The sequence below is a fragment of the Escherichia fergusonii ATCC 35469 genome (genome assembly GCF_000026225.1).
Taxonomy (GTDB): Bacteria; Pseudomonadota; Gammaproteobacteria; order Enterobacterales; family Enterobacteriaceae; genus Escherichia; species Escherichia fergusonii.
Map to the genome: position 1 here is coordinate 3,935,399 of NC_011740.1, position 22,337 is coordinate 3,957,735.

General features: G+C 50.7%; 25 protein-coding genes. 14 read left to right on the plus strand and 11 right to left on the minus strand.

The window, feature by feature from the left end; all coding sequences use genetic code 11:
- Positions 1–56: 56 nt before the first annotated feature.
- The 6 genes from cytR to rraA all read left to right on the plus strand — a co-directional run bounded on the left by cytR (position 57) and on the right by rraA (position 5,655).
- Complete coding sequence (cytR, locus tag EFER_RS19180) at positions 57–1,082, plus strand: DNA-binding transcriptional regulator CytR (protein WP_000768576.1); 1,026 nt, start codon at positions 57–59, stop codon at positions 1,080–1,082.
- A gap of 93 nt (positions 1,083–1,175) precedes the next feature.
- Positions 1,176–2,120 carry a cell division protein FtsN gene (gene ftsN / locus EFER_RS19185; protein WP_002431812.1) on the plus strand — a complete coding sequence of 315 codons (945 nt, stop codon included), beginning with the start codon at positions 1,176–1,178 and terminating at the stop codon, positions 2,118–2,120.
- A gap of 92 nt (positions 2,121–2,212) precedes the next feature.
- Positions 2,213–2,743: an ATP-dependent protease subunit HslV gene (gene hslV / locus EFER_RS19190; RefSeq protein WP_000208242.1), complete on the plus strand. Its 531-nt coding sequence runs from the start codon at positions 2,213–2,215 to the stop codon at positions 2,741–2,743.
- A gap of 9 nt (positions 2,744–2,752) precedes the next feature.
- Positions 2,753–4,084, plus strand: coding sequence for an HslU--HslV peptidase ATPase subunit (hslU, locus tag EFER_RS19195; protein WP_001293345.1), 1,332 nt, complete (start codon positions 2,753–2,755; stop codon positions 4,082–4,084).
- A gap of 66 nt (positions 4,085–4,150) precedes the next feature.
- Positions 4,151–5,077, plus strand: a complete 927-nt coding sequence (gene menA / locus EFER_RS19200; protein WP_002431813.1) for a 1,4-dihydroxy-2-naphthoate polyprenyltransferase — start codon at positions 4,151–4,153, stop codon at positions 5,075–5,077.
- A gap of 92 nt (positions 5,078–5,169) precedes the next feature.
- Positions 5,170–5,655 (plus strand): ribonuclease E activity regulator RraA, encoded by a 486-nt coding sequence (rraA, locus tag EFER_RS19205; protein ID WP_000872913.1) that lies wholly within the window; start codon positions 5,170–5,172, stop codon positions 5,653–5,655.
- Positions 5,656–5,716: 61 nt separating this feature from the next.
- On the opposite strand, the gene zapB is transcribed toward rraA, so the two are convergent.
- A complete protein-coding gene (gene zapB, locus EFER_RS19210; protein WP_001296623.1) occupies positions 5,717–5,962 on the minus strand; it encodes a septal ring assembly protein ZapB in 246 nt (81 codons plus the stop codon).
- 427 nt (positions 5,963–6,389) lie between these two features.
- Between zapB and EFER_RS19215 the strand changes: the two genes are divergently transcribed.
- The 4 genes from EFER_RS19215 to fpr all read left to right on the plus strand — a co-directional run bounded on the left by EFER_RS19215 (position 6,390) and on the right by fpr (position 10,732).
- Positions 6,390–7,235, plus strand: a complete 846-nt coding sequence (locus EFER_RS19215) for an MIP/aquaporin family protein (RefSeq protein ID WP_000084279.1) — start codon at positions 6,390–6,392, stop codon at positions 7,233–7,235.
- A gap of 22 nt (positions 7,236–7,257) precedes the next feature.
- Complete coding sequence (gene glpK, locus EFER_RS19220; RefSeq protein WP_000136798.1) at positions 7,258–8,766, plus strand: glycerol kinase GlpK; 1,509 nt, start codon at positions 7,258–7,260, stop codon at positions 8,764–8,766.
- 112 nt (positions 8,767–8,878) lie between these two features.
- Positions 8,879–9,889: a class II fructose-bisphosphatase gene (glpX, locus tag EFER_RS19225; RefSeq protein ID WP_001250644.1), complete on the plus strand. Its 1,011-nt coding sequence runs from the start codon at positions 8,879–8,881 to the stop codon at positions 9,887–9,889.
- A 96-nt stretch (positions 9,890–9,985) separates the two neighbouring features.
- Complete coding sequence (gene fpr, locus EFER_RS19230) at positions 9,986–10,732, plus strand: ferredoxin--NADP(+) reductase (RefSeq protein WP_000796321.1); 747 nt, start codon at positions 9,986–9,988, stop codon at positions 10,730–10,732.
- Between the two features lie 4 nt (positions 10,733–10,736).
- On the opposite strand, the gene uspD is transcribed toward fpr, so the two are convergent.
- The 3 genes from uspD to EFER_RS19245 all read right to left on the minus strand — a co-directional run bounded on the left by uspD (position 10,737) and on the right by EFER_RS19245 (position 12,141).
- Positions 10,737–11,165: a universal stress protein UspD gene (gene uspD, locus EFER_RS19235; RefSeq protein WP_000323545.1), complete on the minus strand. Its 429-nt coding sequence runs from the start codon at positions 11,163–11,165 to the stop codon at positions 10,737–10,739.
- A gap of 27 nt (positions 11,166–11,192) precedes the next feature.
- Positions 11,193–11,492 (minus strand): DUF406 domain-containing protein, encoded by a 300-nt coding sequence (locus EFER_RS19240; protein ID WP_000655996.1) that lies wholly within the window; start codon positions 11,490–11,492, stop codon positions 11,193–11,195.
- Positions 11,493–11,700: 208 nt separating this feature from the next.
- Positions 11,701–12,141: a DUF805 domain-containing protein gene (locus EFER_RS19245; RefSeq protein ID WP_000175059.1), complete on the minus strand. Its 441-nt coding sequence runs from the start codon at positions 12,139–12,141 to the stop codon at positions 11,701–11,703.
- A 100-nt stretch (positions 12,142–12,241) separates the two neighbouring features.
- Between EFER_RS19245 and EFER_RS19250 the strand changes: the two genes are divergently transcribed.
- Together EFER_RS19250 and tpiA are read left to right on the plus strand one after the other, a co-directional pair.
- Positions 12,242–12,841, plus strand: a complete 600-nt coding sequence (locus tag EFER_RS19250; RefSeq protein ID WP_000802212.1) for a YiiQ family protein — start codon at positions 12,242–12,244, stop codon at positions 12,839–12,841.
- Between the two features lie 107 nt (positions 12,842–12,948).
- Positions 12,949–13,716: a triose-phosphate isomerase gene (gene tpiA, locus EFER_RS19255; protein WP_001216325.1), complete on the plus strand. Its 768-nt coding sequence runs from the start codon at positions 12,949–12,951 to the stop codon at positions 13,714–13,716.
- Positions 13,717–13,771: 55 nt separating this feature from the next.
- Here tpiA and EFER_RS19260 read toward each other — a convergent pair whose 3' ends face one another.
- The 5 genes from EFER_RS19260 to cpxP all read right to left on the minus strand — a co-directional run bounded on the left by EFER_RS19260 (position 13,772) and on the right by cpxP (position 18,466).
- Complete coding sequence (locus EFER_RS19260) at positions 13,772–14,521, minus strand: CDP-diacylglycerol diphosphatase (RefSeq protein ID WP_000710181.1); 750 nt, start codon at positions 14,519–14,521, stop codon at positions 13,772–13,774.
- Between the two features lie 103 nt (positions 14,522–14,624).
- Positions 14,625–15,614: a sulfate/thiosulfate ABC transporter substrate-binding protein Sbp gene (gene sbp, locus EFER_RS19265; protein WP_001045707.1), complete on the minus strand. Its 990-nt coding sequence runs from the start codon at positions 15,612–15,614 to the stop codon at positions 14,625–14,627.
- Between the two features lie 156 nt (positions 15,615–15,770).
- Positions 15,771–16,733 carry a 6-phosphofructokinase gene (pfkA, locus tag EFER_RS19270; protein ID WP_002431815.1) on the minus strand — a complete coding sequence of 321 codons (963 nt, stop codon included), beginning with the start codon at positions 16,731–16,733 and terminating at the stop codon, positions 15,771–15,773.
- Positions 16,734–16,913: 180 nt separating this feature from the next.
- Positions 16,914–17,816 carry a CDF family cation-efflux transporter FieF gene (fieF, locus tag EFER_RS19275; protein ID WP_001076736.1) on the minus strand — a complete coding sequence of 301 codons (903 nt, stop codon included), beginning with the start codon at positions 17,814–17,816 and terminating at the stop codon, positions 16,914–16,916.
- A gap of 149 nt (positions 17,817–17,965) precedes the next feature.
- Entirely contained in the window at positions 17,966–18,466 is a 501-nt protein-coding gene (gene cpxP, locus EFER_RS19280) for a cell-envelope stress modulator CpxP (protein ID WP_002431816.1), read from the minus strand.
- 150 nt (positions 18,467–18,616) lie between these two features.
- Between cpxP and cpxR the strand changes: the two genes are divergently transcribed.
- Both cpxR and cpxA read left to right on the plus strand, forming a co-directional pair.
- On the plus strand, positions 18,617–19,315 hold the full coding sequence (gene cpxR / locus EFER_RS19285; protein WP_001033732.1) for an envelope stress response regulator transcription factor CpxR: 699 nt from the start codon (positions 18,617–18,619) through the stop codon (positions 19,313–19,315).
- Positions 19,312–20,685 (plus strand): envelope stress sensor histidine kinase CpxA, encoded by a 1,374-nt coding sequence (cpxA, locus tag EFER_RS19290; RefSeq protein WP_000580427.1) that lies wholly within the window; start codon positions 19,312–19,314, stop codon positions 20,683–20,685. The genes cpxR and cpxA overlap by 4 nt, the downstream gene beginning before the upstream one ends.
- 59 nt (positions 20,686–20,744) lie before the next feature.
- Here cpxA and yiiM read toward each other — a convergent pair whose 3' ends face one another.
- Together yiiM and sodA are read right to left on the minus strand one after the other, a co-directional pair.
- Positions 20,745–21,419: a 6-hydroxyaminopurine reductase gene (gene yiiM, locus EFER_RS19295; protein ID WP_000559234.1), complete on the minus strand. Its 675-nt coding sequence runs from the start codon at positions 21,417–21,419 to the stop codon at positions 20,745–20,747.
- 69 nt (positions 21,420–21,488) lie between these two features.
- On the minus strand, positions 21,489–22,109 hold the full coding sequence (gene sodA / locus EFER_RS19300; protein ID WP_000122640.1) for a superoxide dismutase [Mn]: 621 nt from the start codon (positions 22,107–22,109) through the stop codon (positions 21,489–21,491).
- Between the last annotated feature and the right edge of the window lie 228 nt (positions 22,110–22,337).

Below are 22,337 nucleotides of genomic sequence, written 5' to 3' on the forward strand. Positions count from 1 at the left end.
CGAAAACGAGTTAAACAAGGATTGTTCTGCGCCAGAGTTTCAGGCGAGGAGAGAAAGTGAAGCTGAAGAAGCAGGTGACTGCCGCTACAATGAAAGATGTTGCACTGAAGGCAAAGGTCTCCACTGCAACTGTGTCCCGCGCGTTAATGAATCCAGATAAAGTCTCCCAGGCAACACGTAGCCGGGTTGAACAGGCCGCCAGGGAAGTAGGGTATTTGCCGCAAACTATGGGGCGAAACGCGAAACGTAATGAATCACGCACCATTCTGGTGATTGTCCCGGATATTTGCGATCCCTTCTTTCATGACGTTATCAGGGGTGTTGAAGTCACAGCTGCCGAACAGGGATATCTGGTATTAATTGGCGATTGCGCCCATCAGAATCAGCAAGAAAAGACGTTTATCAATTTAATTGTTACTAAACAAATCGATGGCATGGTGCTGTTGAGTTCCCGCTTGCCATTTAACGCCAGCGTAGAAGAGCAGCGTAATTTACCGCCGATGGTGATGTCGAACGAATTTGCCCCGGAACTGGAGTTACCTACAGTTCATATCGACAACCTTACGGCATCATTTAACGCAATCAATTATTTGCTCAGTCTTGGGCATCGGCGTATCGGTTGTATCGCCGGGCCGGAAGATATGCCCTTCTGCCACTATCGCTTACAAGGGTACGTGCAGGCGTTGCGTCGTAATGCCATCACCGTTAATCCACACTATATTGCCCGCGGTGATTTTACTTATGAGGCAGGTGGCAATGCGTTAAAGCAACTGCTCGATCAACCAGAACCGCCAACAGCTATCTTTTGCCATAGCGATGTCATGGCTGTTGGGGCTATCTCCAGTGCTAAACGTATGGGGCTGAAAGTCCCGGATGATGTGTCAATTATGGGATTCGACAATATCGCCCTGGCCGAACATTGTGATCCGCCACTGACCACTATCGCCCAACCGCGTTACGAGATTGGTCGTGAAGCCATGCTCTTATTACTGGAACAAATTCATGGCCACGATGTGAGTAATGGATCCCGATTAATGGACTGCGAACTGATCGTTCGTGAATCCACACGCGCTTTAACATAAAGTCACTGGCTTTAAGACTTCCGTGTCTGGTCAAAGGCCCGTCGCTTAAGTAACATGGCGGGCTGATGAACGAATAAATACAGCGAAACGATAGTGGCACAACGAGATTATGTACGTCGCGGCCAACCGGCTCCTTCGCGGCGCAAAAAGAGCACTTCACGGAAAAAGCAACGCAACATGCCTGCGGTATCACCGGCAATGGTCGCTATTGCCGCTGCAGTTCTTGTGACCTTTATCGGCGGTCTGTACTTCATTACCCATCACAAGAAAGAAGAGTCCGAGACGCTGCAAAGTCAAAAAGTGACCGGAAACGGACTCCCCCCCAAACCAGAAGAGCGCTGGCGTTACATTAAAGAGCTGGAAAGTCGCCAGCCTGGTGTGCGTGCGCCAACAGAACCTTCTGCAGGTGGCGAAGTGATCAATCCTGACCAGTTAACGCCTGAACAGCGGCAGCTACTGGAGCAAATGCAGGCTGATATGCGCCAGCAGCCGACGCAATTGGTTGAAGTTCCATGGAATGAACAGACGCCAGAACAGCGTCAGCAAACGCTTCAACGTCAGGCACAGCAGCGTCAGATTCAGGCGGCTCAACAGCAGCAGCGACAGGCTGAGCAGGCATATCAGCAACCGCGTACCGCGCAAGCTCAGCAACCACCGCGCCAGACGCAGCAGACACGCCAGGCGGCTCAGCAGCCGTACCAGGATCTCCTGCAAACGCCAGCACACACTGCCGCGCAGCCTAAGTCACAGCAAGTCGCGCCTGTTAGCCGGGCCGCTGATGCGCCAAAACCAACGGCTGAGAAGAAAGACGAACGTCGCTGGATGGTGCAGTGTGGCTCGTTTAAAGGTGCCGAGCAGGCAGAAACCGTACGTGCGCAATTGGCTTTTGAAGGGTTTGATTCCAAAATTACCACCAACAATGGCTGGAATCGTGTGGTGATTGGCCCGATTAAAGGGAAAGAAAATGCCGACGGCACCCTGAATCGCCTGAAGATGGCGGGTCACACAAACTGTATTCGACTCGCTACCGGGGGTTGAAACCCTCAAAATCCCCCCCATCTATAATTGCATTATGCCCCGCACAATTGTGCGGGGTTTGAATTCTGTATTCCTAACCAAGGGGTCTGCTCGTGACAACTATAGTAAGCGTACGCCGTAATGGCCACGTGGTAATCGCCGGTGATGGTCAGGCCACACTGGGTAACACCGTAATGAAAGGCAACGTGAAAAAAGTTCGCCGCCTGTATAACGATAAAGTGATCGCGGGCTTTGCTGGCGGTACTGCGGATGCCTTTACGCTGTTCGAACTGTTTGAACGTAAACTGGAAATGCATCAGGGCCATCTGGTTAAAGCCGCTGTTGAGCTGGCGAAAGACTGGCGTACCGATCGCATGTTGCGCAAACTTGAAGCACTGCTGGCAGTCGCGGATGAAACTGCATCGCTTATCATCACCGGTAACGGTGACGTGGTGCAGCCAGAGAACGATCTTATTGCTATCGGCTCCGGCGGCCCTTACGCCCAGGCTGCGGCGCGCGCGCTGTTAGAAAACACTGAACTAAGCGCCCGTGAAATTGCTGAAAAGGCGTTGGATATTGCAGGCGACATTTGCATCTATACCAACCATTTCCACACCATCGAAGAATTAAGCTACAAAGCGTAAGGATCTCCCATGTCTGAAATGACCCCACGCGAAATCGTCAGCGAACTGGATAAGCACATCATCGGCCAGGATAACGCCAAGCGTTCCGTGGCGATTGCACTGCGTAACCGCTGGCGTCGCATGCAGCTTAACGAAGAGCTGCGCCATGAAGTGACCCCGAAAAATATCCTGATGATCGGCCCGACCGGTGTCGGTAAAACTGAAATCGCTCGTCGTCTGGCTAAGCTGGCGAATGCGCCGTTCATTAAAGTTGAAGCGACCAAATTCACCGAAGTGGGCTATGTAGGTAAGGAAGTGGATTCTATTATCCGCGATCTGACCGATGCCGCCGTGAAAATGGTACGCGTCCAGGCTATCGAGAAAAACCGTTATCGCGCTGAAGAATTGGCAGAAGAACGTATTCTCGACGTGCTGATCCCACCGGCTAAAAACAACTGGGGACAGACCGAACAACAGCAGGAACCGTCCGCTGCTCGTCAGGCATTCCGCAAAAAACTGCGTGAAGGCCAACTCGATGACAAAGAAATCGAAATCGATCTTGCCGCAGCACCGATGGGCGTTGAAATTATGGCGCCTCCGGGAATGGAAGAGATGACCAGCCAGCTGCAGTCCATGTTCCAGAACCTGGGCGGTCAGAAACAAAAAGCGCGTAAACTGAAAATCAAAGACGCCATGAAGCTGCTGATTGAAGAAGAAGCGGCGAAACTGGTGAACCCGGAAGAGCTGAAGCAAGACGCTATCGACGCTGTTGAGCAGCACGGGATCGTGTTTATCGACGAAATCGACAAAATCTGTAAGCGCGGTGAGTCTTCCGGTCCGGATGTTTCTCGTGAAGGCGTTCAGCGTGACCTGCTGCCGCTGGTAGAAGGTTGCACCGTTTCCACCAAACACGGGATGGTCAAAACTGACCACATTCTGTTTATCGCTTCTGGCGCGTTCCAGATTGCGAAACCGTCTGACCTGATCCCGGAACTGCAAGGCCGTCTGCCGATCCGTGTTGAGCTGCAGGCACTGACCACCAGCGACTTCGAGCGTATTCTGACCGAACCGAATGCCTCTATCACCGTGCAGTACAAAGCACTGATGGCGACCGAAGGCGTGAATATTGAGTTCACTGAGTCGGGCATTAAGCGTATCGCGGAAGCGGCATGGCAGGTAAACGAATCCACCGAAAACATCGGTGCTCGCCGTTTACACACCGTTCTGGAGCGTTTGATGGAAGAGATCTCCTACGACGCCAGCGATTTAAGCGGTCAATCTATCACCATCGACGCAGATTATGTGAGCAAACATCTGGATGCGTTGGTGGCAGATGAAGATCTGAGCCGTTTTATCCTATAATCGCGTTCAATCATTTTCATCATTGTTTGATGGGGCTGAAAGGCCCCATTTTTATTGGCGCGTATTATGACTGAACAACAAATTAGCCGAACTCAGGCGTGGCTGGAAAGTTTACGACCTAAAACCCTCCCCCTCGCCTTTGCTGCAATTATCGTCGGGACGGCGCTGGCATGGTGGCAAGGTCACTTCGATCCGCTGGTCGCCCTCCTGGCACTGATTACCGCCGGACTGCTGCAAATTCTCTCTAACCTCGCCAATGATTACGGCGATGCGGTAAAAGGCAGCGATAAACCTGACCGCATTGGACCACTGCGCGGCATGCAAAAAGGTGTGATTACCCAGCAAGAGATGAAACGGGCGCTGATCATCACTGTCGTTCTGATTTGCCTCTCCGGGCTGGCACTGGTTGCAGTGGCATGTCATACACTCGCCGATTTTGTTGGTTTCCTGATTTTGGGTGGGCTTTCAATTATTGCCGCGATCACCTACACCGTAGGCAATCGTCCATATGGATATATTGGCCTCGGTGATATTTCTGTCCTGATTTTCTTTGGCTGGCTAAGTGTGATGGGAAGCTGGTATTTGCAGGCGCACACTCTGATTCCGGCGCTGATCCTTCCGGCGACGGCGTGTGGGTTGTTAGCAACAGCGGTACTGAATATTAATAACCTGCGCGATATCAATAGCGACCGGGAGAATGGCAAAAACACGCTGGTGGTGCGTTTAGGGGAAGTGAACGCACGTCGTTACCATGCTTGTCTGCTGATGGGCTCGCTGGTGTGTCTGGCACTGTTTAATCTGATCTCTTTACATAGCGTTTGGGGCTGGCTGTTCCTGTTGGCGACACCGCTGCTGGTGAAACAGGCGCGCTATGTCATGCGCGAAATGGAACCTGCCGCGATGCGCCCAATGCTGGAACGCACAGTAAAAGGGGCATTATTGACTAACCTTTTGTTTGTTTTAGGGATTATCTTAAGCCAGTGGTTGGCATAACTGACAAATATCAATTAACAATTGATGATTTTGCCAACAACCCACATAGCGCGATATACTGAAAATTCTCGCAGCAACTGAATGTTAAGCCTATGAAATACGATACTTCCGAGCTTTGTGACATCTATCAGGAAGATGTCAACGTCGTGGAACCGTTGTTCTCCAACTTTGGCGGACGGGCGTCGTTTGGCGGACAAATCATCACGGTAAAATGTTTCGAGGACAACGGGTTGCTGTACGATCTGCTCGAACAGAATGGCCGTGGTCGTGTTCTTGTCGTTGATGGCGGTGGTTCTGTTCGTCGTGCACTGGTCGATGCTGAGCTGACGCGTCTGGCAGTACAAAATGAATGGGAAGGCCTGGTCATTTACGGCGCGGTGCGTCAGGTAGATGACCTGGAAGAGCTGGATATCGGCATCCAGGCAATGGCCGCAATTCCGGTCGGTGCCGCAGGCGAAGGCATTGGCGAAAGCGATGTCCGCGTCAACTTTGGCGGTGTCACTTTCTTCTCTGGCGACCATCTCTATGCCGACAATACCGGGATTATTCTTTCTGAAGATCCGCTGGATATTGAGTGATAAAAAAGGCACCGCAAGGTGCCTTATACCGCAAAGTAATTACGCGAAAGAAGAAGCGTAATCAGACCTCTTCCATACGACCCAGTAGGGCCTGCAGACGTTCCTGCCAGCCGTTCTGCTGTTCTTTCAGATGGTTGTTCTCACGCTCCAGCTCTTCGCGCTGATGCTGGGCATTTTGAACTTCCTGCGACAGTGAGTTGTTTTTTTCTTTCAGCTCTTCGATTTCCATCTGCAACAGAGTGATGGTATCAATCGCCTGCTGTACTTTTGCTTCCAGTTTCTCAAACACTTCTAATGACATTGTCATACCTCTCCTGAATTGCAAGGCGTTGATGGATATCCACTTGATCCCGTCCCGATAACCGGTGACGCCTTAATAAAAACGAGACACTAACTTTAACTCCGATTGTATGAAGCCACGCTATCGCTGTCCAGCGGCATCCCGCGCAGATTGCGGTTTGCAACACTTTTCATCCTTCTCCTGGCGACATAATCAAAATAAATCAATTTCATTAACATATTTGTTAAACAAATAATCATCGCCAGGCACCGCAAAGAAAATCATCCTCGCTAAATCGCGCGATATCGCTCATTATTTGACATAGCACACACATTTAGAGTTCGATATTTCTCGTTTTTGCTCGTTAACGATAAATTAACAGTGTACCTTCAGCCAAAGCGAAGATTCCTACCGCTTCGCATACATAAATAAGTCTACAATTCAGGATCCGATTATGAGTCAAACCTCAACCCTAAAAGGCCAGTGTATCGCTGAATTTCTCGGTACCGGGTTACTGATATTCTTTGGTGTTGGCTGCGTTGCCGCCCTAAAAGTGGCTGGCGCAAGCTTTGGTCAGTGGGAAATTAGCGTTATCTGGGGATTAGGTGTAGCAATGGCGATCTACCTGACGGCTGGCGTTTCCGGGGCTCATCTGAACCCTGCGGTGACCATTGCACTGTGGCTATTTGCCTGTTTCGACCGTCGCAAGGTAATCCCTTTTATTATTGCGCAATTTGCCGGGGCTTTTTGCGCAGCGGCATTAGTGTACGGGCTTTATTACAATCTCTTCGCAGACTTCGAACTGACGCATCATATTGTTCGTGGCAGCATTGAAAGTGTTGATCTGGCGGGCACTTTTTCAACTTACCCCAATCCTCATATCAATTTTGTGCAGGCCTTCGCAGTGGAAATGGTGATTACCGCTATCCTGATGGCTCTGATTCTGGCGCTGACGGACGATGGTAATGGCGTACCTCGTGGCCCGCTGGCTCCCTTACTTATTGGATTACTGATTGCGGTGATTGGCGCTTCTATGGGGCCACTCACCGGATTTGCAATGAACCCCGCACGTGATATCGGGCCGAAAGCCTTTGCCTGGTTAGCTGGCTGGGGAAACATTGCGTTTACTGGCGGTAAAGATATTCCTTACTTTCTGGTGCCACTGTTTGGCCCTGTGGTTGGCGCGATTGTCGGTGCGTTCGCCTATCGCAAGCTAATAGGCCATCATTTACCGTGTGATACCTGCAAGGTGGAAGAAAAGGACGCCACTGTACCTACACAACAAAAAGCTTCGCTGTAATGTGACTACGGGACAACTAAACATGACTGAAAAAAAATATATCGTCGCGCTCGACCAGGGCACCACCAGCTCCCGCGCGGTCGTGATGGATCACGATGCCAATATCATTAGCGTGTCGCAACGCGAATTTGAGCAAATCTACCCAAAACCGGGTTGGGTAGAACACGACCCAATGGAAATCTGGGCCACCCAAAGCTCCACGCTGGTAGAAGTGCTGGCGAAAGCCGATATCAGTTCCGATCAAATTGCAGCTATCGGTATTACGAACCAGCGAGAAACCACTATTGTCTGGGAAAAAGAAACCGGCAAGCCTATCTATAACGCCATTGTCTGGCAGTGCCGTCGTACCGCCGAGATCTGCGAGCATCTCAAACGCGATGGCATGGAAGAGTACATTCGTAACAACACCGGTCTGGTGATTGACCCGTACTTCTCTGGCACCAAAGTGAAGTGGATCCTCGACCATGTGGAAGGCTCTCGCGAGCGTGCTAAGCGCGGCGAACTGCTGTTTGGCACCGTTGATACCTGGCTTATCTGGAAAATGACTCAGGGCCGTGTCCACGTCACCGATTACACCAACGCCTCTCGTACCATGTTGTTCAACATCCATACCCTGGACTGGGACGACAAAATGCTGGAGGTGCTGGATATTCCGCGCGAGATGCTGCCAGAAGTGCGTCGTTCTTCCGAAGTGTACGGTCAGACTAACATTGGTGGTAAAGGCGGCACGCGTATTCCAATCTCCGGGATCGCCGGTGACCAGCAGGCGGCGCTGTTCGGTCAGTTGTGCGTGAAAGAAGGGATGGCGAAGAACACCTATGGCACTGGCTGCTTTATGCTGATGAACACCGGCGAGAAAGCGGTGAAATCAGAAAACGGTCTGCTGACCACCATCGCCTGTGGCCCAACTGGCGAAGTAAACTATGCGCTGGAAGGTGCGGTGTTTATGGCAGGCGCATCCATTCAGTGGCTGCGCGATGAGATGAAGCTGATTAATGACGCCTACGATTCCGAATATTTCGCCACCAAAGTGCAAAACACCAACGGTGTGTATGTGGTTCCGGCCTTTACCGGGCTGGGTGCGCCATACTGGGATCCGTATGCGCGCGGGGCGATTTTCGGTCTGACTCGTGGAGTGAACGCTAACCACATTATACGCGCGACGCTGGAGTCTATTGCTTATCAGACGCGTGACGTGCTGGAAGCTATGCAGGCCGATTCTGGCATTCGTCTACACGCCCTGCGCGTGGACGGCGGCGCAGTGGCAAACAATTTCCTGATGCAGTTCCAATCCGATATTCTCGGCACGCGCGTTGAACGCCCGGAAGTTCGCGAAGTCACCGCATTGGGTGCGGCCTATCTTGCTGGTCTGGCGGTAGGCTTCTGGCAGAACCTCGACGAGCTGCAAGAGAAAGCGGTGATTGAGCGCGAGTTCCGTCCTGGCATCGAAACCACCGAGCGTAATTACCGTTACGCTGGCTGGAAAAAAGCGGTTAAACGCGCGATGGCGTGGGAAGAACACGACGAGTAATCCGCTATCGTCCATAGCCTGAAATCGTGCGGGGGCAACCCCGCACACATCAATAATCCAGCCCTTCCCCTGTGCTACACTTCGCGCCATTCCTTACTGCTTAGAGTTTGCTATGAGACGAGAACTTGCCATCGAATTTTCCCGCGTCACCGAATCTGCGGCGCTGGCTGGCTACAAATGGTTAGGACGCGGCGATAAAAACACCGCGGACGGCGCGGCGGTTAACGCCATGCGTATTATGCTCAACCAGGTCAACATTGACGGCACCATCGTCATTGGTGAAGGTGAAATCGACGAAGCACCGATGCTCTACATTGGTGAAAAAGTCGGTACCGGTCGCGGCGATGCGGTAGATATTGCTGTTGATCCGATTGAAGGCACGCGCATGACGGCGATGGGCCAGGCTAACGCGCTGGCGGTGCTGGCAGTAGGCGATAAAGGCTGCTTTCTCAACGCGCCGGATATGTATATGGAGAAGCTGATCGTCGGACCGGGAGCCAAAGGCACCATTGATCTGAACCTGCCGCTGGCGGATAACCTGCGCAATGTTGCGGCGGCGCTCGGCAAACCGTTAAGCGAACTGACGGTAACGATTCTGGCGAAACCACGCCACGATGCTGTTATCGCAGAAATGCAGCAACTCGGCGTACGCGTATTTGCTATTCCAGACGGCGACGTTGCGGCCTCAATTCTCACCTGTATGCCAGACAGCGAAGTTGACGTGCTGTACGGTATTGGTGGCGCGCCGGAAGGCGTGGTTTCTGCAGCGGTGATCCGCGCATTAGATGGTGACATGAACGGTCGTCTGCTGGCGCGTCATGACGTCAAAGGCGACAACGAAGAGAATCGTCGCATTGGCGAACAGGAGCTGGCACGCTGCAAAGCGATGGGCATCGAAGCGGGTAAAGTGTTGCGTCTGGGCGATATGGCACGCAGCGATAACGTTATCTTCTCTGCCACCGGTATTACCAAAGGCGATCTGCTGGAAGGTATTAGCCGCAAAGGCAATATCGCGACTACCGAAACGCTGCTGATCCGCGGCAAGTCACGCACCATTCGCCGCATTCAGTCTATCCACTATCTGGATCGCAAAGACCCAGAAATGCAGGTGCACATCCTCTGATTGATTTGATCGATTGAGCCTTCCAGTCCTTCGGGACTGGAATTTTTTTGTTCGGAGAACGAAGATAAGGCAAGTCAATCAAAACAGGAGAAAAACATGGCTGATTGGGTAACAGGCAAAGTCACTAAAGTGCAGAACTGGACCGACGCCCTGTTTAGTCTCACCGTTCACGCTCCCGTGCTTCCATTTACTGCCGGGCAATTCACCAAACTAGGCCTTGAAATTGATGGCGAACGCGTCCAGCGCGCCTATTCCTACGTTAACTCTCCTGATAATCCCGATCTGGAGTTTTACCTGGTCACCGTCCCCGATGGCAAATTAAGCCCACGACTGGCGGCACTGAAACCGGGCGATGAAGTGCAGGTGGTTAGCGAAGCAGCTGGCTTCTTTGTGCTGGATGAAGTACCAGATTGCGAAACGCTATGGATGCTGGCAACCGGTACAGCGATTGGCCCTTATTTATCGATTCTGCAACTGGGCAAAGATTTAGATCGCTTCAAAAATCTGGTCCTGGTTCACGCCGCACGTTATGCCGCCGACTTAAGCTATTTGCCACTGATGCAAGAACTGGAAAAACGCTACGAAGGGAAACTGCGCATTCAGACGGTGGTCAGTCGGGAAACGGCGGCGGGTTCGCTCACCGGGCGAATACCGGCGTTAATTGAAAGTGGTGAACTGGAAAGTGCGGTGGGCTTGCCGATGGATAAAGAAACCAGCCATGTGATGCTGTGCGGTAATCCGCAAATGGTGCGCGATACACAACAGCTGCTAAAAGAGACCCGGCAGATGACTAAACATTTACGTCGTCGACCGGGCCATATGACAGCGGAGCATTACTGGTAAGCGGTTACTTGTCGATAAACGGCACGATCAGCAGGTCTGCCGTCGACTTGTTGATCACACCGCGATAGGCAGGCATCAGACGATTGATAAACGAGTGGTGATGACCACAAATCAACAAGTCACATTGCTCATGCTGAATAACCTTCACCAGTGATTCCGGCATCTCACCCTGCTCAATTCTGAGTTTTGTCTTAGGCCACTGTATATTTTTCGTCAATTTATACAGTTTGTTATCAGTATTATTTTTCAATAGCAGAAGGATATCTTCTGTCTCAGGGAAATATACGCCGGGATACAATTCGCTAAGACCATCATCAATGTGAATTAAGGTCAGGTGGGCATCATTATGTCTGGCGATCTCCAGGGCTTTGTTCACCAGTATTGCGTCTTCTTCATTCCCGGAAACAGCAACAGCAATATGTTTATAAGCCATGATTTACTCCTTCAAAAATTGATTCCATCAAGACACTGAACGCAGTGATAATTCAAAGATAATCATCTCAGCCTGGCACGAGAAAGTGAAGGAAGCGTCCAGCTCTACCTGCTTATCAACATCTTTGATCTGGTAAGCCACGCTGACCCCGTCATCTGCAGAAGACGCGGCAGTGGCACGCTCTCTCAATTTTGCCATAAAGGATTCTGCTTCTTCGCGGTTGGCAAACAAGCGTGACACTTTACTGGTACAGTTGTCATTATCGATAACAGTACCAATATCAATTGCGCATCCTTTAGTACTGCATTTATCCACGACATCTTTCATAGTGTACCTCTGAATATTCGCCTCTCTATCGAGTTCCTTTAAAGAATAATGCGTCGCCATGGGAATAACAAACAAGTAATGAATTTATCATTTACCATTTTTTTTGATATCGATTAAGGTATTTTGTGGAGGCGTTTTTTCCGGGATTGTTGCTTTGTTGAAAATAACAATCCCGGCTATAAAATAATAATATGAGATATATTATCGCTTAGCAGCTTGATTCTTGATCAGCTTTAAACTTCACTTCCTGGGTATCTTTACCGAATTTATTTTCCCCTTGTGTACCCACAAAAGCGCCAAGATCGATAAGCATCATCACCAGAATCAGTGTCGGGATAAATCGTCCAACTGCCCATTGCCAGACGCCCGGCAACATCGCCCAGTTTCCAGCCAGAAGCATCCACGCCACAATCATTAAAAAAGCCCATGCGCCGGAACGCCCACGATCATGCAAGCGCTTCACAGTTACTGCAGCTGTTGGCCAAAGCAGGCATACAAGGCAAAACGCCGCCGTCTGAATATCGAGTAAATTTTTACTCGCCAGCGAGAACAGAACCAGCATGCCAACAAACCACAGGCCAATCCAGATCCAGAAATCACGGCGTCCAATACGCCCTTTAAATGAGAATAACCACTGCTGTAGGGTCATGTAAGTTCCTTGATGATAGTCTTTTCCAGGATTTTACCCTTTTGACAAGGCCGACAGATATCGATTTAATCGAACACAGACAAAACGAAAGGTATGACAGATGAAGCCCGGATGTGCGCTATTTTTACTTTTTTTCTCCACCATAACCGCAAGCGTTGCGGCACTGGCGGATACGCCATCCCAGTCGAAAGCTGCACCTTACCTGCTTGCAGGCGCTCCGACTTTCGATCTCTCCATCAGTCAGTTTCGTGAAAATTTTAATCGTCAGAATCCCACCCTTCCCCTGAATGAATTCCGTGCCATCGACAGCAGTCGCGACAAAGCCAATCTGACACGAGCAGCCAGTAAAATTAACGAAAATTTGTATGCATCCACGGCACTGGAGCACGGCACGTTAAAAATTAAAAGTATGCAAATTACCTGGTTACCGATTCAGGGGCCGGATCAAAAATCGGCAAAAGCGAAAGCCCTGGAATACATGGCTGCGTTAATTCGCAGTGTTGCACCACTAATGACTAAAGAACAGAGTCAGAAAAAACTGCAACAATTGCTAAGCGCAGGCAAAAGTAAACGTTACTACGCCGAAACCGAAGGTGCGATCCGCTATGTTGTAGCGGATAACGGCGAAAAGGGGCTGACCTTCGCTGTTGAACCGATTAAGCTGGCGCTATCTGAATCGCTTGAAGGTTTGAATAAATGACAAAAAGCAAAGCCTTTGTGCCGATGAATCTCTATACTGTTTCACAGACCTGCTGCCCTGCGGGGCGGCCATCTTCCTTTATTCGCTTATAAGCGTGGAGAATTAAAATGCGACATCCTTTAGTGATGGGTAACTGGAAACTGAACGGCAGCCGCCACATGGTTCACGAGCTGGTTTCTAACCTGCGTAAAGAGCTGGCAGGTGTTGCTGGCTGTGCGGTTGCAATCGCACCACCGGAAATGTACATCGATATGGCGAAGCGCGAAGCTGAAGGCAGTCACATCATGTTGGGTGCGCAGAACGTGGATCTGAACCTGTCTGGTGCGTTCACCGGTGAAACCTCTGCTGCAATGCTGAAAGACATTGGCGCACAGTACATCATTATCGGTCACTCTGAACGTCGTACTTACCACAAAGAATCCGACGAACTGATCGCAAAAAAATTTGCTGTACTGAAAGAACAGGGTCTGACTCCGGTACTGTGCATCGGTGAAACCGAAGCGGAAAATGAAGCGGGCAAAACTGAAGAAGTTTGTGCACGCCAGATCGACGCGGTACTGAAAACGCAGGGTGCTGCTGCATTCGAAGGCGCGGTAATCGCTTACGAACCAGTATGGGCAATCGGTACTGGCAAATCTGCAACTCCGGCGCAGGCACAGGCTGTTCACAAATTCATCCGTGACCACATCGCTAAAGTTGACGCTAACATCGCTGAACAAGTGATTATCCAGTACGGCGGTTCTGTAAATGCGTCTAATGCTGCAGAACTGTTCGCTCAGCCGGATATCGACGGCGCGCTGGTGGGTGGTGCTTCTCTGAAAGCTGACGCCTTCGCAGTGATCGTTAAAGCTGCCGAGGCGGCTAAACAGGCTTAAGCCTGACAAGTGCCGGATATCATATCCGGCACTTAACTCTCCTCAACGCCTCGCGTTAACGCAAAATCTCACACTGATGATCCTGAATTTCTTCGGACGAAGCACGATTCAGCACCAGTAAATTTCGTCGTGTTGCCAGTAGAACAAACGAATTATCACTCTGGCGGGCCATCGCCAGTGCGTAGCTTCCCATATGTTTCCGGGCCTCCGGGACTTCTTCCGCCAGCATCATAAACGGACTACGTTGTACCAGTTCGCTTTCTGTTACCCGACGCGCCAGGTATTCATGTCCACGCAACCCACCAGGCAGCGGTAACCAGCGGCTGCTAATGTTCGCCAGATTGTTATCCAGTTGTTCGCGCACATCCGGGCGTAAACAAGAGATATGAATATGAAAATGGTTTTGCGTACGCCCGGTACGGGAGTTAATCGCCAGTGAAACTGCGCGGTCGGGGATCGGCTTGCCGTATTTCTCGCTCATAAAACCACGCACCTGCCAGGCCAGCCAGAAGAAATTAGGCGTTCCAGGATCTGTAAGTAACGGGCTTTCCGTTCCGTTAATTCGGTACGTTGGCATCAGCAAATATTGCAACGGTCCGTTCCGGTCTTTAAAGACGACGTACCCTGCCTCCGGCTTCACTTTTGCACACGGGGCCGGATTTTGATTCTGCAATTGATTTGGTACACATTGCTCAAGAACAATCTTACGTAACGCGTCCGATTCTCCTGTGAATTGCCAGTAATAAACACCAGCAGCTGTGGCAATAGCTATCATCACCAAAAAAAGAAAGCGTGCTTTTTTCATCACTTTTTCCGTGTATCTCAAAGAGATGCAAGGGTAGCGCAAAATCGTGTCAAATAAAAAACCCGGTGCACAGGGCTACCGGGCTTTGGTCTTTTCAGCAAAATTAACGCTTACTGATTTGGTCAAACGTGCCACCGTTAGAGAAATGCTCTTTTTGCGCTTTCGTCCAGCCGCCGAACTCTTCATCAATGGTGAATAACTTCAGCTTTGGAAACGCATTTTCGTACTTTTTCGCCACCTCAGAATCACGCGGACGATAGTAATTTTTGGCGGCAATTTCCTGGCCTTCTGGCGAGTAGAGATATTTCAAATAGGCTTCCGCGACTTCTTTGGTGCCTTTTTTCTCCACCACTTTATCGACAACCGACACCGTTGGCTCTGCGAGGATCGACTCACTCGGCGTAACGATTTCGAATTTATCTTTCCCCAGTTCATTCGCCGCCAGCAGAGCTTCGTTTTCCCAGGCAATCAGCACGTCGCCAATACCACGTTCTACGAAGGTGTTAGTAGAGCCACGTGCGCCAGAGTCCAGTACTTCGACGTTTTTATACAGTGCCCGGACAAAATCCTGCGCTTTGGCCTGATCGTTGTTATTGTGGTGCAGAGCGTATCCCCACGCCGCCAGGTAGTTCCAGCGTGCGCCACCAGAACTCTTCGGATTAGGCGTGATCACCGAGACTCCGGGTTTGATCAGATCATTCCAGTCATGAATTTGTTTGGGATTACCTTTACGTACCAGAAAGACGATGGTGGAGGTGTACGGCGCGGAGTTATCCGGTAAGCGTTTAATCCAGTTTTGATCAATACGACCACGTTCCGCGATGGCGTCCACGTCGTAAGCCAGCGCCAGTGTGACGACATCAGCCTCGATACCATTAATCACTGACGTCGCTTGCTTGCCTGAACCACCATGGGACTGGCGGATCACCACATTGTCGCCGGTTTGCTGTTTCCAGTGGGCGCTAAATGCTTTGTTGTACTGTTCGTACAGTTCACGCGTCGGATCATACGAAACGTTAAGTAATTGAATATCCTTTGCCAGAACACTGCTCGCTGCCAGTAATAAAGTTAACCCTACGCCCCACTTGTTCATCACCCGGCTCTCTTATGTTGTGTTGTGATGAGCCAAGCGTGCCAGAAAGAGATTCAAACATTAAAGAATAAAAAAAGATTGGCTATAACGAATATGAATATAAAGAGCTATTAAAAAAGGCGGAATAAAATCCGCCTTTTCCATGCCAAAAAACGTTTAGTACAGTTTTTTCGCACACTCCAGCCAGTCACCTTTGAACGGACGCTTCATGTTTTCGATAGCATCAATGATGTCATGGTGAACCAGTTGTTCGTTCTGAATACCTACGCAGCGACCACCGTAGCCAGCCAGCAGCAGCTCGATAGCGTAAGCGCCCATACGGGAAGCCAGAATACGGTCGTAAGGTACCGGAGAACCGCCACGCTGAATGTGGCCCAACACGGTTGCGCGAGTTTCACGACCGGTTTCTTTTTCAATGAAGTGTGCCAGTTCGTCCACATCGCACATGTGCTCAGTGATCGCCACAATTGCGTGTTTTTTACCTTTGGCGATACCGGCTTTAATTTCGTTTACCAGATCTTCACGGCTGAACTCAACTTCCGGTACAACAACGAATTCACAACCACCAGCAATAGCAGCTGCCAGAGTCAGATCGCCACAATAACGGCCCATCACTTCCACCACGGAAATACGCTGGTGAGAAGAGGAAGTGTCACGCAGGCGGTCGATAGCTTCTACAACCGTACTCAGGGCAGTGAAGAAGCCGATAGTGTAGTCAGTACCTTTGATATCGTTGTCGATGGTGCCAGGCAGACCGATGCACGGGAAGCCCATTTCAGTCAGACGCATTGCCCCCATGTAAGAACCGTCACCACCGATAACAACCAGCGCGTCGATACCACGTTTTTTCAGGTTTTCGATAGCCACCGCACGGATGTTTTCGTCGCGGAATTCCGGGAAGCGCGCGGAGCCCAGGAAAGTACCACCGCGGTTGATCATGTCGGACACACTGTAACGGTCAAGCTGAACCATACGGTCTTCATACAGACCCAGATAGCCGTCATAAATCCCCATGACTTCCAGACCTTCCGAAAGCGCCGCACGCACGACACCACGGATTGCTGCGTTCATGCCAGGCGCATCACCGCCGCTTGTCAACACACCGATTTTCTTAATCATGACTACCTCTGAACTTTGGAATGCAAAATGAAATCTGTTGCCGGAAGTCGATTCTGCACATCGAACACCTAACGAATATGCAGATAGTATAACAACCACTCCCTGCTGAATTGATTCAGGTCAGGCCAAATGGCGGTAATTTATACACAAAATGCGGGTCTGGCTCTCTTTTCGCATGCATTATGACAGCTCAAACCGTTTACCCTCCCTGGGTACGACGGAACAAGGATCCTGATGAATAATGACATCTGAGCCTGGGAAACGCCGTAAAATAGCCTGCTCCACCTGATCCGCCACCATATGTGCCTGAACCAAAGGCAGAGAGTCTTCCATTTCCAAATGAATCTGAATAAAGCGGGTCGGCCCTGACTGCCGCGTGCGAAGATCGTGAGCGCCGCTGACACCCGGCCAGGAAGTCACGATATCAATAATTTCTTGTCGTTCGTCATCGGGCAAAGCACGATCCAGCAATGACTGTACCGCCTCGTATCCCATACGTAACGCACTATATAAAATATAGATGCCAATACCCAAAGCAAACAGGGCATCTGCGCTATGCCAGCCATACCAGGACAGGGCAAGTGCCAGCAAAATCGCGCCATTCATCATAACATCAGACTGATAATGAAGCATATCCGCCCGTACCGCCTGACTTTGTGTCCGGCGAACCACCCAACGCTGAAACGAGACAAGGAGGATGGTGCAAACTAACGCGACGATTGTGACAATAATACCAACGCCAGGATCATTCATCGGTGTTGGCGAAATCAGATGCTGGATCCCGGTTAAAAACAGAAACAACGCTGAACCAGAGATAAACATACTTTGTGCCAACGCCGCCAAAGATTCCGCTTTACCATGTCCAAATGAGTGATTGTCATCGGCTGGTTGCAGTGAGTAACGCACGACCAATAAGTTAGTTAATGACGCGCCGATATCCACCAGCGAGTCCACCAGCGCGGCAAGAATACTCACCGAACCGGTATACCACCACGCAAAAATTTTAATCAGCAATAGCAGCGAAGCCATCGCTGTCGCAGCTATTGCTGCCCGACTGACTAGTCGTCCATAAGATTGATTCATAACTACTCCCGCTATCGACTGACGGTAGTATAACGGATACAAATTATCCGCAATGCATCAAACATCGGGTAAATTGGAGTCAAAAAAAAACCCCCACATCATGTGGGGGAAGACAGGGATGGTGTCTATGGCAAGGAAAACAGGGTTTACTACTGGGAACGTGAGTTGCTACTACTCAATAACTTCAACGATGAATCTTTTTTAAATTGCGTCACGTCACGCAGTTGTTCAATTCGTTGTTGATGCTTTTCATTTAAAACCGCTTGCTGCTCAGGCGTTAACAGGTGATACATCTGATTGCGAACCTTTGCCATTTCAACCTGGCGGGCAACCTGTTGTTGTGCCATCTTTTCAGCCTGAGCACGTACAGCGTTTTCATCAAATTTTTCTGCGGTGACAAGGCGGTGCATTGTCTCCACTTCGCTAACATTTACAGGAGGCTGGTCGTGCCGGGCACGTTGCATCAGATCTCGCATCTGTTGACGCTGATGTTCGGTTAAACTTATGCCGTCGAACATATGGCTCTGCGTACTGCGCTGTGCAAGTTCTTCACCCGGATGCCAGTTATCGCCTGTAACGACTTCAGCAGCGTGGCTTAAAGAACTGAGTGCCAGCGTTGAGGCCATGACGGCAGCGGTAACTATGCGCATCATTTGCTCCCAAAATCTTTTCTGTCGCGATTCAACGATAGAGAGTTTACGATTCAGGCTGCAAACATGCGTCAGGGGGTGTAAAACAACGTAAAGTCATGGATTAGCGTCGTCTGATGACGTAATTTCTGCCTCGGAGGTACTTAAACAATGAATAAAATTCTGTTAGTTGATGATGACCGAGAGCTGACTTCCCTGTTAAAGGAACTGCTCGAAATGGAAGGCTTCAATGTGGTTGTTGCCCATGACGGGGAACAAGCACTCGAACTTCTGGACGACAGCATTGATTTACTTTTGCTTGACGTGATGATGCCGAAGAAAAATGGCATTGATACCCTTAAAGCACTTCGCCAGACACACCAGACTCCCGTCATTATGCTGACCGCTCGTGGCAGCGAACTTGATCGCGTCCTCGGCCTTGAGCTGGGCGCAGATGACTATCTCCCGAAACCGTTCAATGATCGTGAACTGGTTGCGCGGATCCGCGCGATCCTGCGTCGTTCGCACTGGAGCGAACAACAACAAAACAATGACAATAGTTCCCCAACCCTGGAAGTAGACGCCTTAAGTCTCAACCCTGGTCGCCAGGAGGCCAGCTTCGACGGGCAAACGCTGGAGTTGACTGGCACTGAATTTACCCTGCTCTACTTACTGGCACAGCATCTGGGTCAGGTGGTTTCCCGTGAACATTTAAGCCAGGAAGTGCTGGGCAAGCGCCTGACGCCTTTCGACCGCGCTATCGATATGCATATCTCTAACCTGCGTCGTAAGCTGCCGGATCGTAAAGACGGTCACCCGTGGTTTAAAACCTTGCGTGGTCGCGGCTATCTGATGGTTTCTGCTTCATGATAGGCAGCTTAACCGCGCGCATCTTCGCCATCTTCTGGCTGACGCTGGCGCTGGTGTTGATGTTGGTTTTGATGTTACCCAAGCTCGATTCACGCCAGATGACCGAGCTTCTGGATAGCGAACAGCGTCAGGGGCTGATGATTGAGCAGCATGTCGAAGCAGAACTGGCGAACGATCCACCGAACGATTTAATGTGGTGGCGGCGTCTCTTCCGGGCCATTGATAAGTGGGCACCGCCAGGCCAGCGTTTGTTACTGGTAACTACGGAAGGCCGCGTGATCGGCGCTGAACGCAGCGAAATGCAGATCATTCGCAACTTTATTGGCCAGGCCGATAACGCTGATCACCCGCAAAAGAAAAAGTATGGCCGCGTGGAACTGGTCGGTCCGTTCTCCGTGCGTGATGGCGAAGATAATTACCAACTGTATCTGATTCGTCCGGCCAGCAGTTCTCAATCCGATTTCATTAACTTACTGTTTGACCGCCCGCTATTACTGCTGATTGTGACTATGTTGGTCAGTACACCGTTGCTGTTGTGGTTGGCCTGGAGTCTGGCAAAACCGGCGCGTAAGCTGAAAAACGCTGCCGATGAAGTTGCCCAGGGGAACTTACGCCAGCACCCGGAACTGGAAGCGGGGCCACAGGAATTCCTTGCCGCAGGTGCCAGTTTTAACCAGATGGTCACCGCGCTGGAGCGCATGATGACCTCTCAGCAGCGTCTGCTTTCTGATATCTCTCACGAGCTACGCACCCCGCTGACGCGTCTGCAACTGGGTACGGCGTTACTGCGCCGTCGTAGTGGTGAAAGCAAGGAACTGGAGCGTATTGAAACCGAAGCCCAGCGTCTGGACAGCATGATCAACGACCTGTTGGTGATGTCACGTAATCAGCAGAAAAACGCGCTGGTGAGCGAGACATTGAAAGCTAACCAGTTGTGGGGTGAAGTGCTGGATAACGCGGCGTTCGAAGCGGAACAAATGGGCAAGTCGTTGACGGTTAACTTCCCGCCTGGGCCGTGGCCTCTGTATGGCAACCCGAACGCTCTGGAAAGTGCGCTGGAAAACATTGTTCGTAATGCTCTGCGTTATTCCCATACGAAGATTGAAGTGGGCTTTGCGGTAGATAAAGATGGCATCACCATTACGGTGGACGACGATGGTCCTGGCGTTAGCCCGGAAGATCGCGAGCAGATTTTCCGTCCGTTCTATCGCACCGATGAAGCGCGCGATCGTGAATCTGGCGGCACGGGCTTAGGGCTGGCGATTGTTGAAACCGCCATCCAGCAGCATCGTGGTTGGGTAAAAGCGGAAGACAGCCCGCTCGGCGGTTTACGGCTGGTGATTTGGTTGCCGCTGTATAAGCGTAGTTAACCGCGCAGGGCAGCTTTTGTAGCCGGATAAGGCGTTTACGCCGCATCCGGCATCATGTCTTATTTTCCCCACAACCGCCGTGAATTATCTTCAATCTTGCCGCTAAGTCGGCGCTTCTGCATCGTTCGCGTCCAGCTTTTCGATAGTCCGGCTGCGGAAAGCAAACGGTGATACTGCTCATCATCAAACGGCATATGCCATGCGATGACGGCAGCCTCCTGCACGGTCACATCACTGACACGGGAAACCAACTCCAGCGGCGCATCAGCAGATACCAACCCCGGCGCTATCACGCTATACAGCCAGCCCACTTTACCCGTGTTTTGCATCAGCTGCGCCATATCGCTGATGTTAAAATGGTAATTGAGTTTGTAGCACGGTGAGCGCGGCTGAGTAACCTGAATTAATGCCTCTCCCCAGCGGAAAATATCGCCAATATAAACATTGCTTTCCGTCAGACCGTCGGTTGAGAGATTTTCACCAAACGCAGGCGCAACAAACAAATCTGCCTGTTCAGGAAATTCCCGCGCCCAGTAGAGATAATGCTCGCGAGGATAATGACACAGCGCCCTGTCTGGCCCACCGTGAACGACTTTCTCTGCCTGCTCGTCACCTTCCAGGCCCAGTTCCGTCAGCATCAGTTCGCCGTCAACCTGGATTTTGGCAATTGCGCTGGGTTTACTTTCGGGATAAGCCTGAATCTTGCCTGTGTACACATCAACCGGATAATGCATCTGTTTTCTCCTTCGCAGATACAAAAAAGCGAGCCATCAGACTCGCTTCTCACAGGCGTTTATGCAACCTTATTTTTTAGCAGCGAAACGCGTCGCAGCTTCGTCCCAGTTCACCACGTTCCAGAATTCTTTGATGTAGTCCGGGCGGCGGTTCTGGAATTTCAGGTAGTAAGCGTGTTCCCACACATCCAGGCCCAGGATCGGGAAGCCGGAAGCGCCAGAAATAGCTTCGCCCATCAGCGGAGAGTCCTGGTTAGCAGTAGAAACCACCGCCAGCTTATCGCCTTTCAGCACCAGCCATGCCCAGCCGGAACCAAAGCGGGAAGCTGCCGCTTTTTCAAATTCTGCTTTGAAGTTATCTACGGAACCGAAATCACGTTCGATAGCCGCTTTCAGGTCGCCCTGCAGAGTGGTGCCTTTTTTCAGACCTTTCCAGAACAGGCTGTGGTTAGCGTGACCGCCAGCGTTGTTGCGCAGCACGGTTTTTTTGTCTGCTGGCAGCTGGTCCAGTTTGGTGATCAGCTCTTCAACCGGCAGGTTGGCAAATTCTGGCAGGCTTTCCAGCGCCGCATTGGCGTTGTTGACGTAGGTCTGATGGTGTTTGGTGTGGTGGATTTCCATGGTCTGCTTATCGAAATGCGGTTCCAGGGCATCGTAAGCATACGGCAGGGATGGCAGGGTATAGCTCATATTCTTCTCCAGTTGTGTCGGGCGGTCGATTGTTAACGCCGCGTAAGCAGTTGGTTCATTATAGTTAATTAAATGGTATTGAAAATGATTATCAATGCCGTACTTTTCGTAAGGATATGGTTTTGCAGGAAAATGCCTGAGATGTGAGCCAAATCACCCACTTAATGCGCTGATTGCCAGCAAATCATCATCAGCGGCAACAGGCGAAAGGTTAAAGGTATGCACGAT

Coding starts and splice junctions, on each gene's coding strand:
- tpiA (WP_001216325.1), top strand. CDS start 12,949: ATGCGACATCCTTTAGTGATGGGTAACTGGAAACTGAACGGCAGCCGC.
- EFER_RS19245 (WP_000175059.1), bottom strand. CDS start 12,141: ATGACCCTACAGCAGTGGTTATTCTCATTTAAAGGGCGTATTGGACGC.
- EFER_RS19260 (WP_000710181.1), bottom strand. CDS start 14,521: ATGAAAAAAGCACGCTTTCTTTTTTTGGTGATGATAGCTATTGCCACA.
- cpxP (WP_002431816.1), bottom strand. CDS start 18,466: ATGCGCATAGTTACCGCTGCCGTCATGGCCTCAACGCTGGCACTCAGT.
- menA (WP_002431813.1), top strand. CDS start 4,151: ATGACTGAACAACAAATTAGCCGAACTCAGGCGTGGCTGGAAAGTTTA.
- cpxR (WP_001033732.1), top strand. CDS start 18,617: ATGAATAAAATTCTGTTAGTTGATGATGACCGAGAGCTGACTTCCCTG.
- pfkA (WP_002431815.1), bottom strand. CDS start 16,733: ATGATTAAGAAAATCGGTGTGTTGACAAGCGGCGGTGATGCGCCTGGC.
- glpK (WP_000136798.1), top strand. CDS start 7,258: ATGACTGAAAAAAAATATATCGTCGCGCTCGACCAGGGCACCACCAGC.
- EFER_RS19250 (WP_000802212.1), top strand. CDS start 12,242: ATGAAGCCCGGATGTGCGCTATTTTTACTTTTTTTCTCCACCATAACC.
- EFER_RS19240 (WP_000655996.1), bottom strand. CDS start 11,492: ATGAAAGATGTCGTGGATAAATGCAGTACTAAAGGATGCGCAATTGAT.
- hslU (WP_001293345.1), top strand. CDS start 2,753: ATGTCTGAAATGACCCCACGCGAAATCGTCAGCGAACTGGATAAGCAC.
- fieF (WP_001076736.1), bottom strand. CDS start 17,816: ATGAATCAATCTTATGGACGACTAGTCAGTCGGGCAGCAATAGCTGCG.
- EFER_RS19215 (WP_000084279.1), top strand. CDS start 6,390: ATGAGTCAAACCTCAACCCTAAAAGGCCAGTGTATCGCTGAATTTCTC.
- zapB (WP_001296623.1), bottom strand. CDS start 5,962: ATGACAATGTCATTAGAAGTGTTTGAGAAACTGGAAGCAAAAGTACAG.
- rraA (WP_000872913.1), top strand. CDS start 5,170: ATGAAATACGATACTTCCGAGCTTTGTGACATCTATCAGGAAGATGTC.
- fpr (WP_000796321.1), top strand. CDS start 9,986: ATGGCTGATTGGGTAACAGGCAAAGTCACTAAAGTGCAGAACTGGACC.
- glpX (WP_001250644.1), top strand. CDS start 8,879: ATGAGACGAGAACTTGCCATCGAATTTTCCCGCGTCACCGAATCTGCG.
- sbp (WP_001045707.1), bottom strand. CDS start 15,614: ATGAACAAGTGGGGCGTAGGGTTAACTTTATTACTGGCAGCGAGCAGT.
- sodA (WP_000122640.1), bottom strand. CDS start 22,109: ATGAGCTATACCCTGCCATCCCTGCCGTATGCTTACGATGCCCTGGAA.
- yiiM (WP_000559234.1), bottom strand. CDS start 21,419: ATGCATTATCCGGTTGATGTGTACACAGGCAAGATTCAGGCTTATCCC.
- uspD (WP_000323545.1), bottom strand. CDS start 11,165: ATGGCTTATAAACATATTGCTGTTGCTGTTTCCGGGAATGAAGAAGAC.
- cpxA (WP_000580427.1), top strand. CDS start 19,312: ATGATAGGCAGCTTAACCGCGCGCATCTTCGCCATCTTCTGGCTGACG.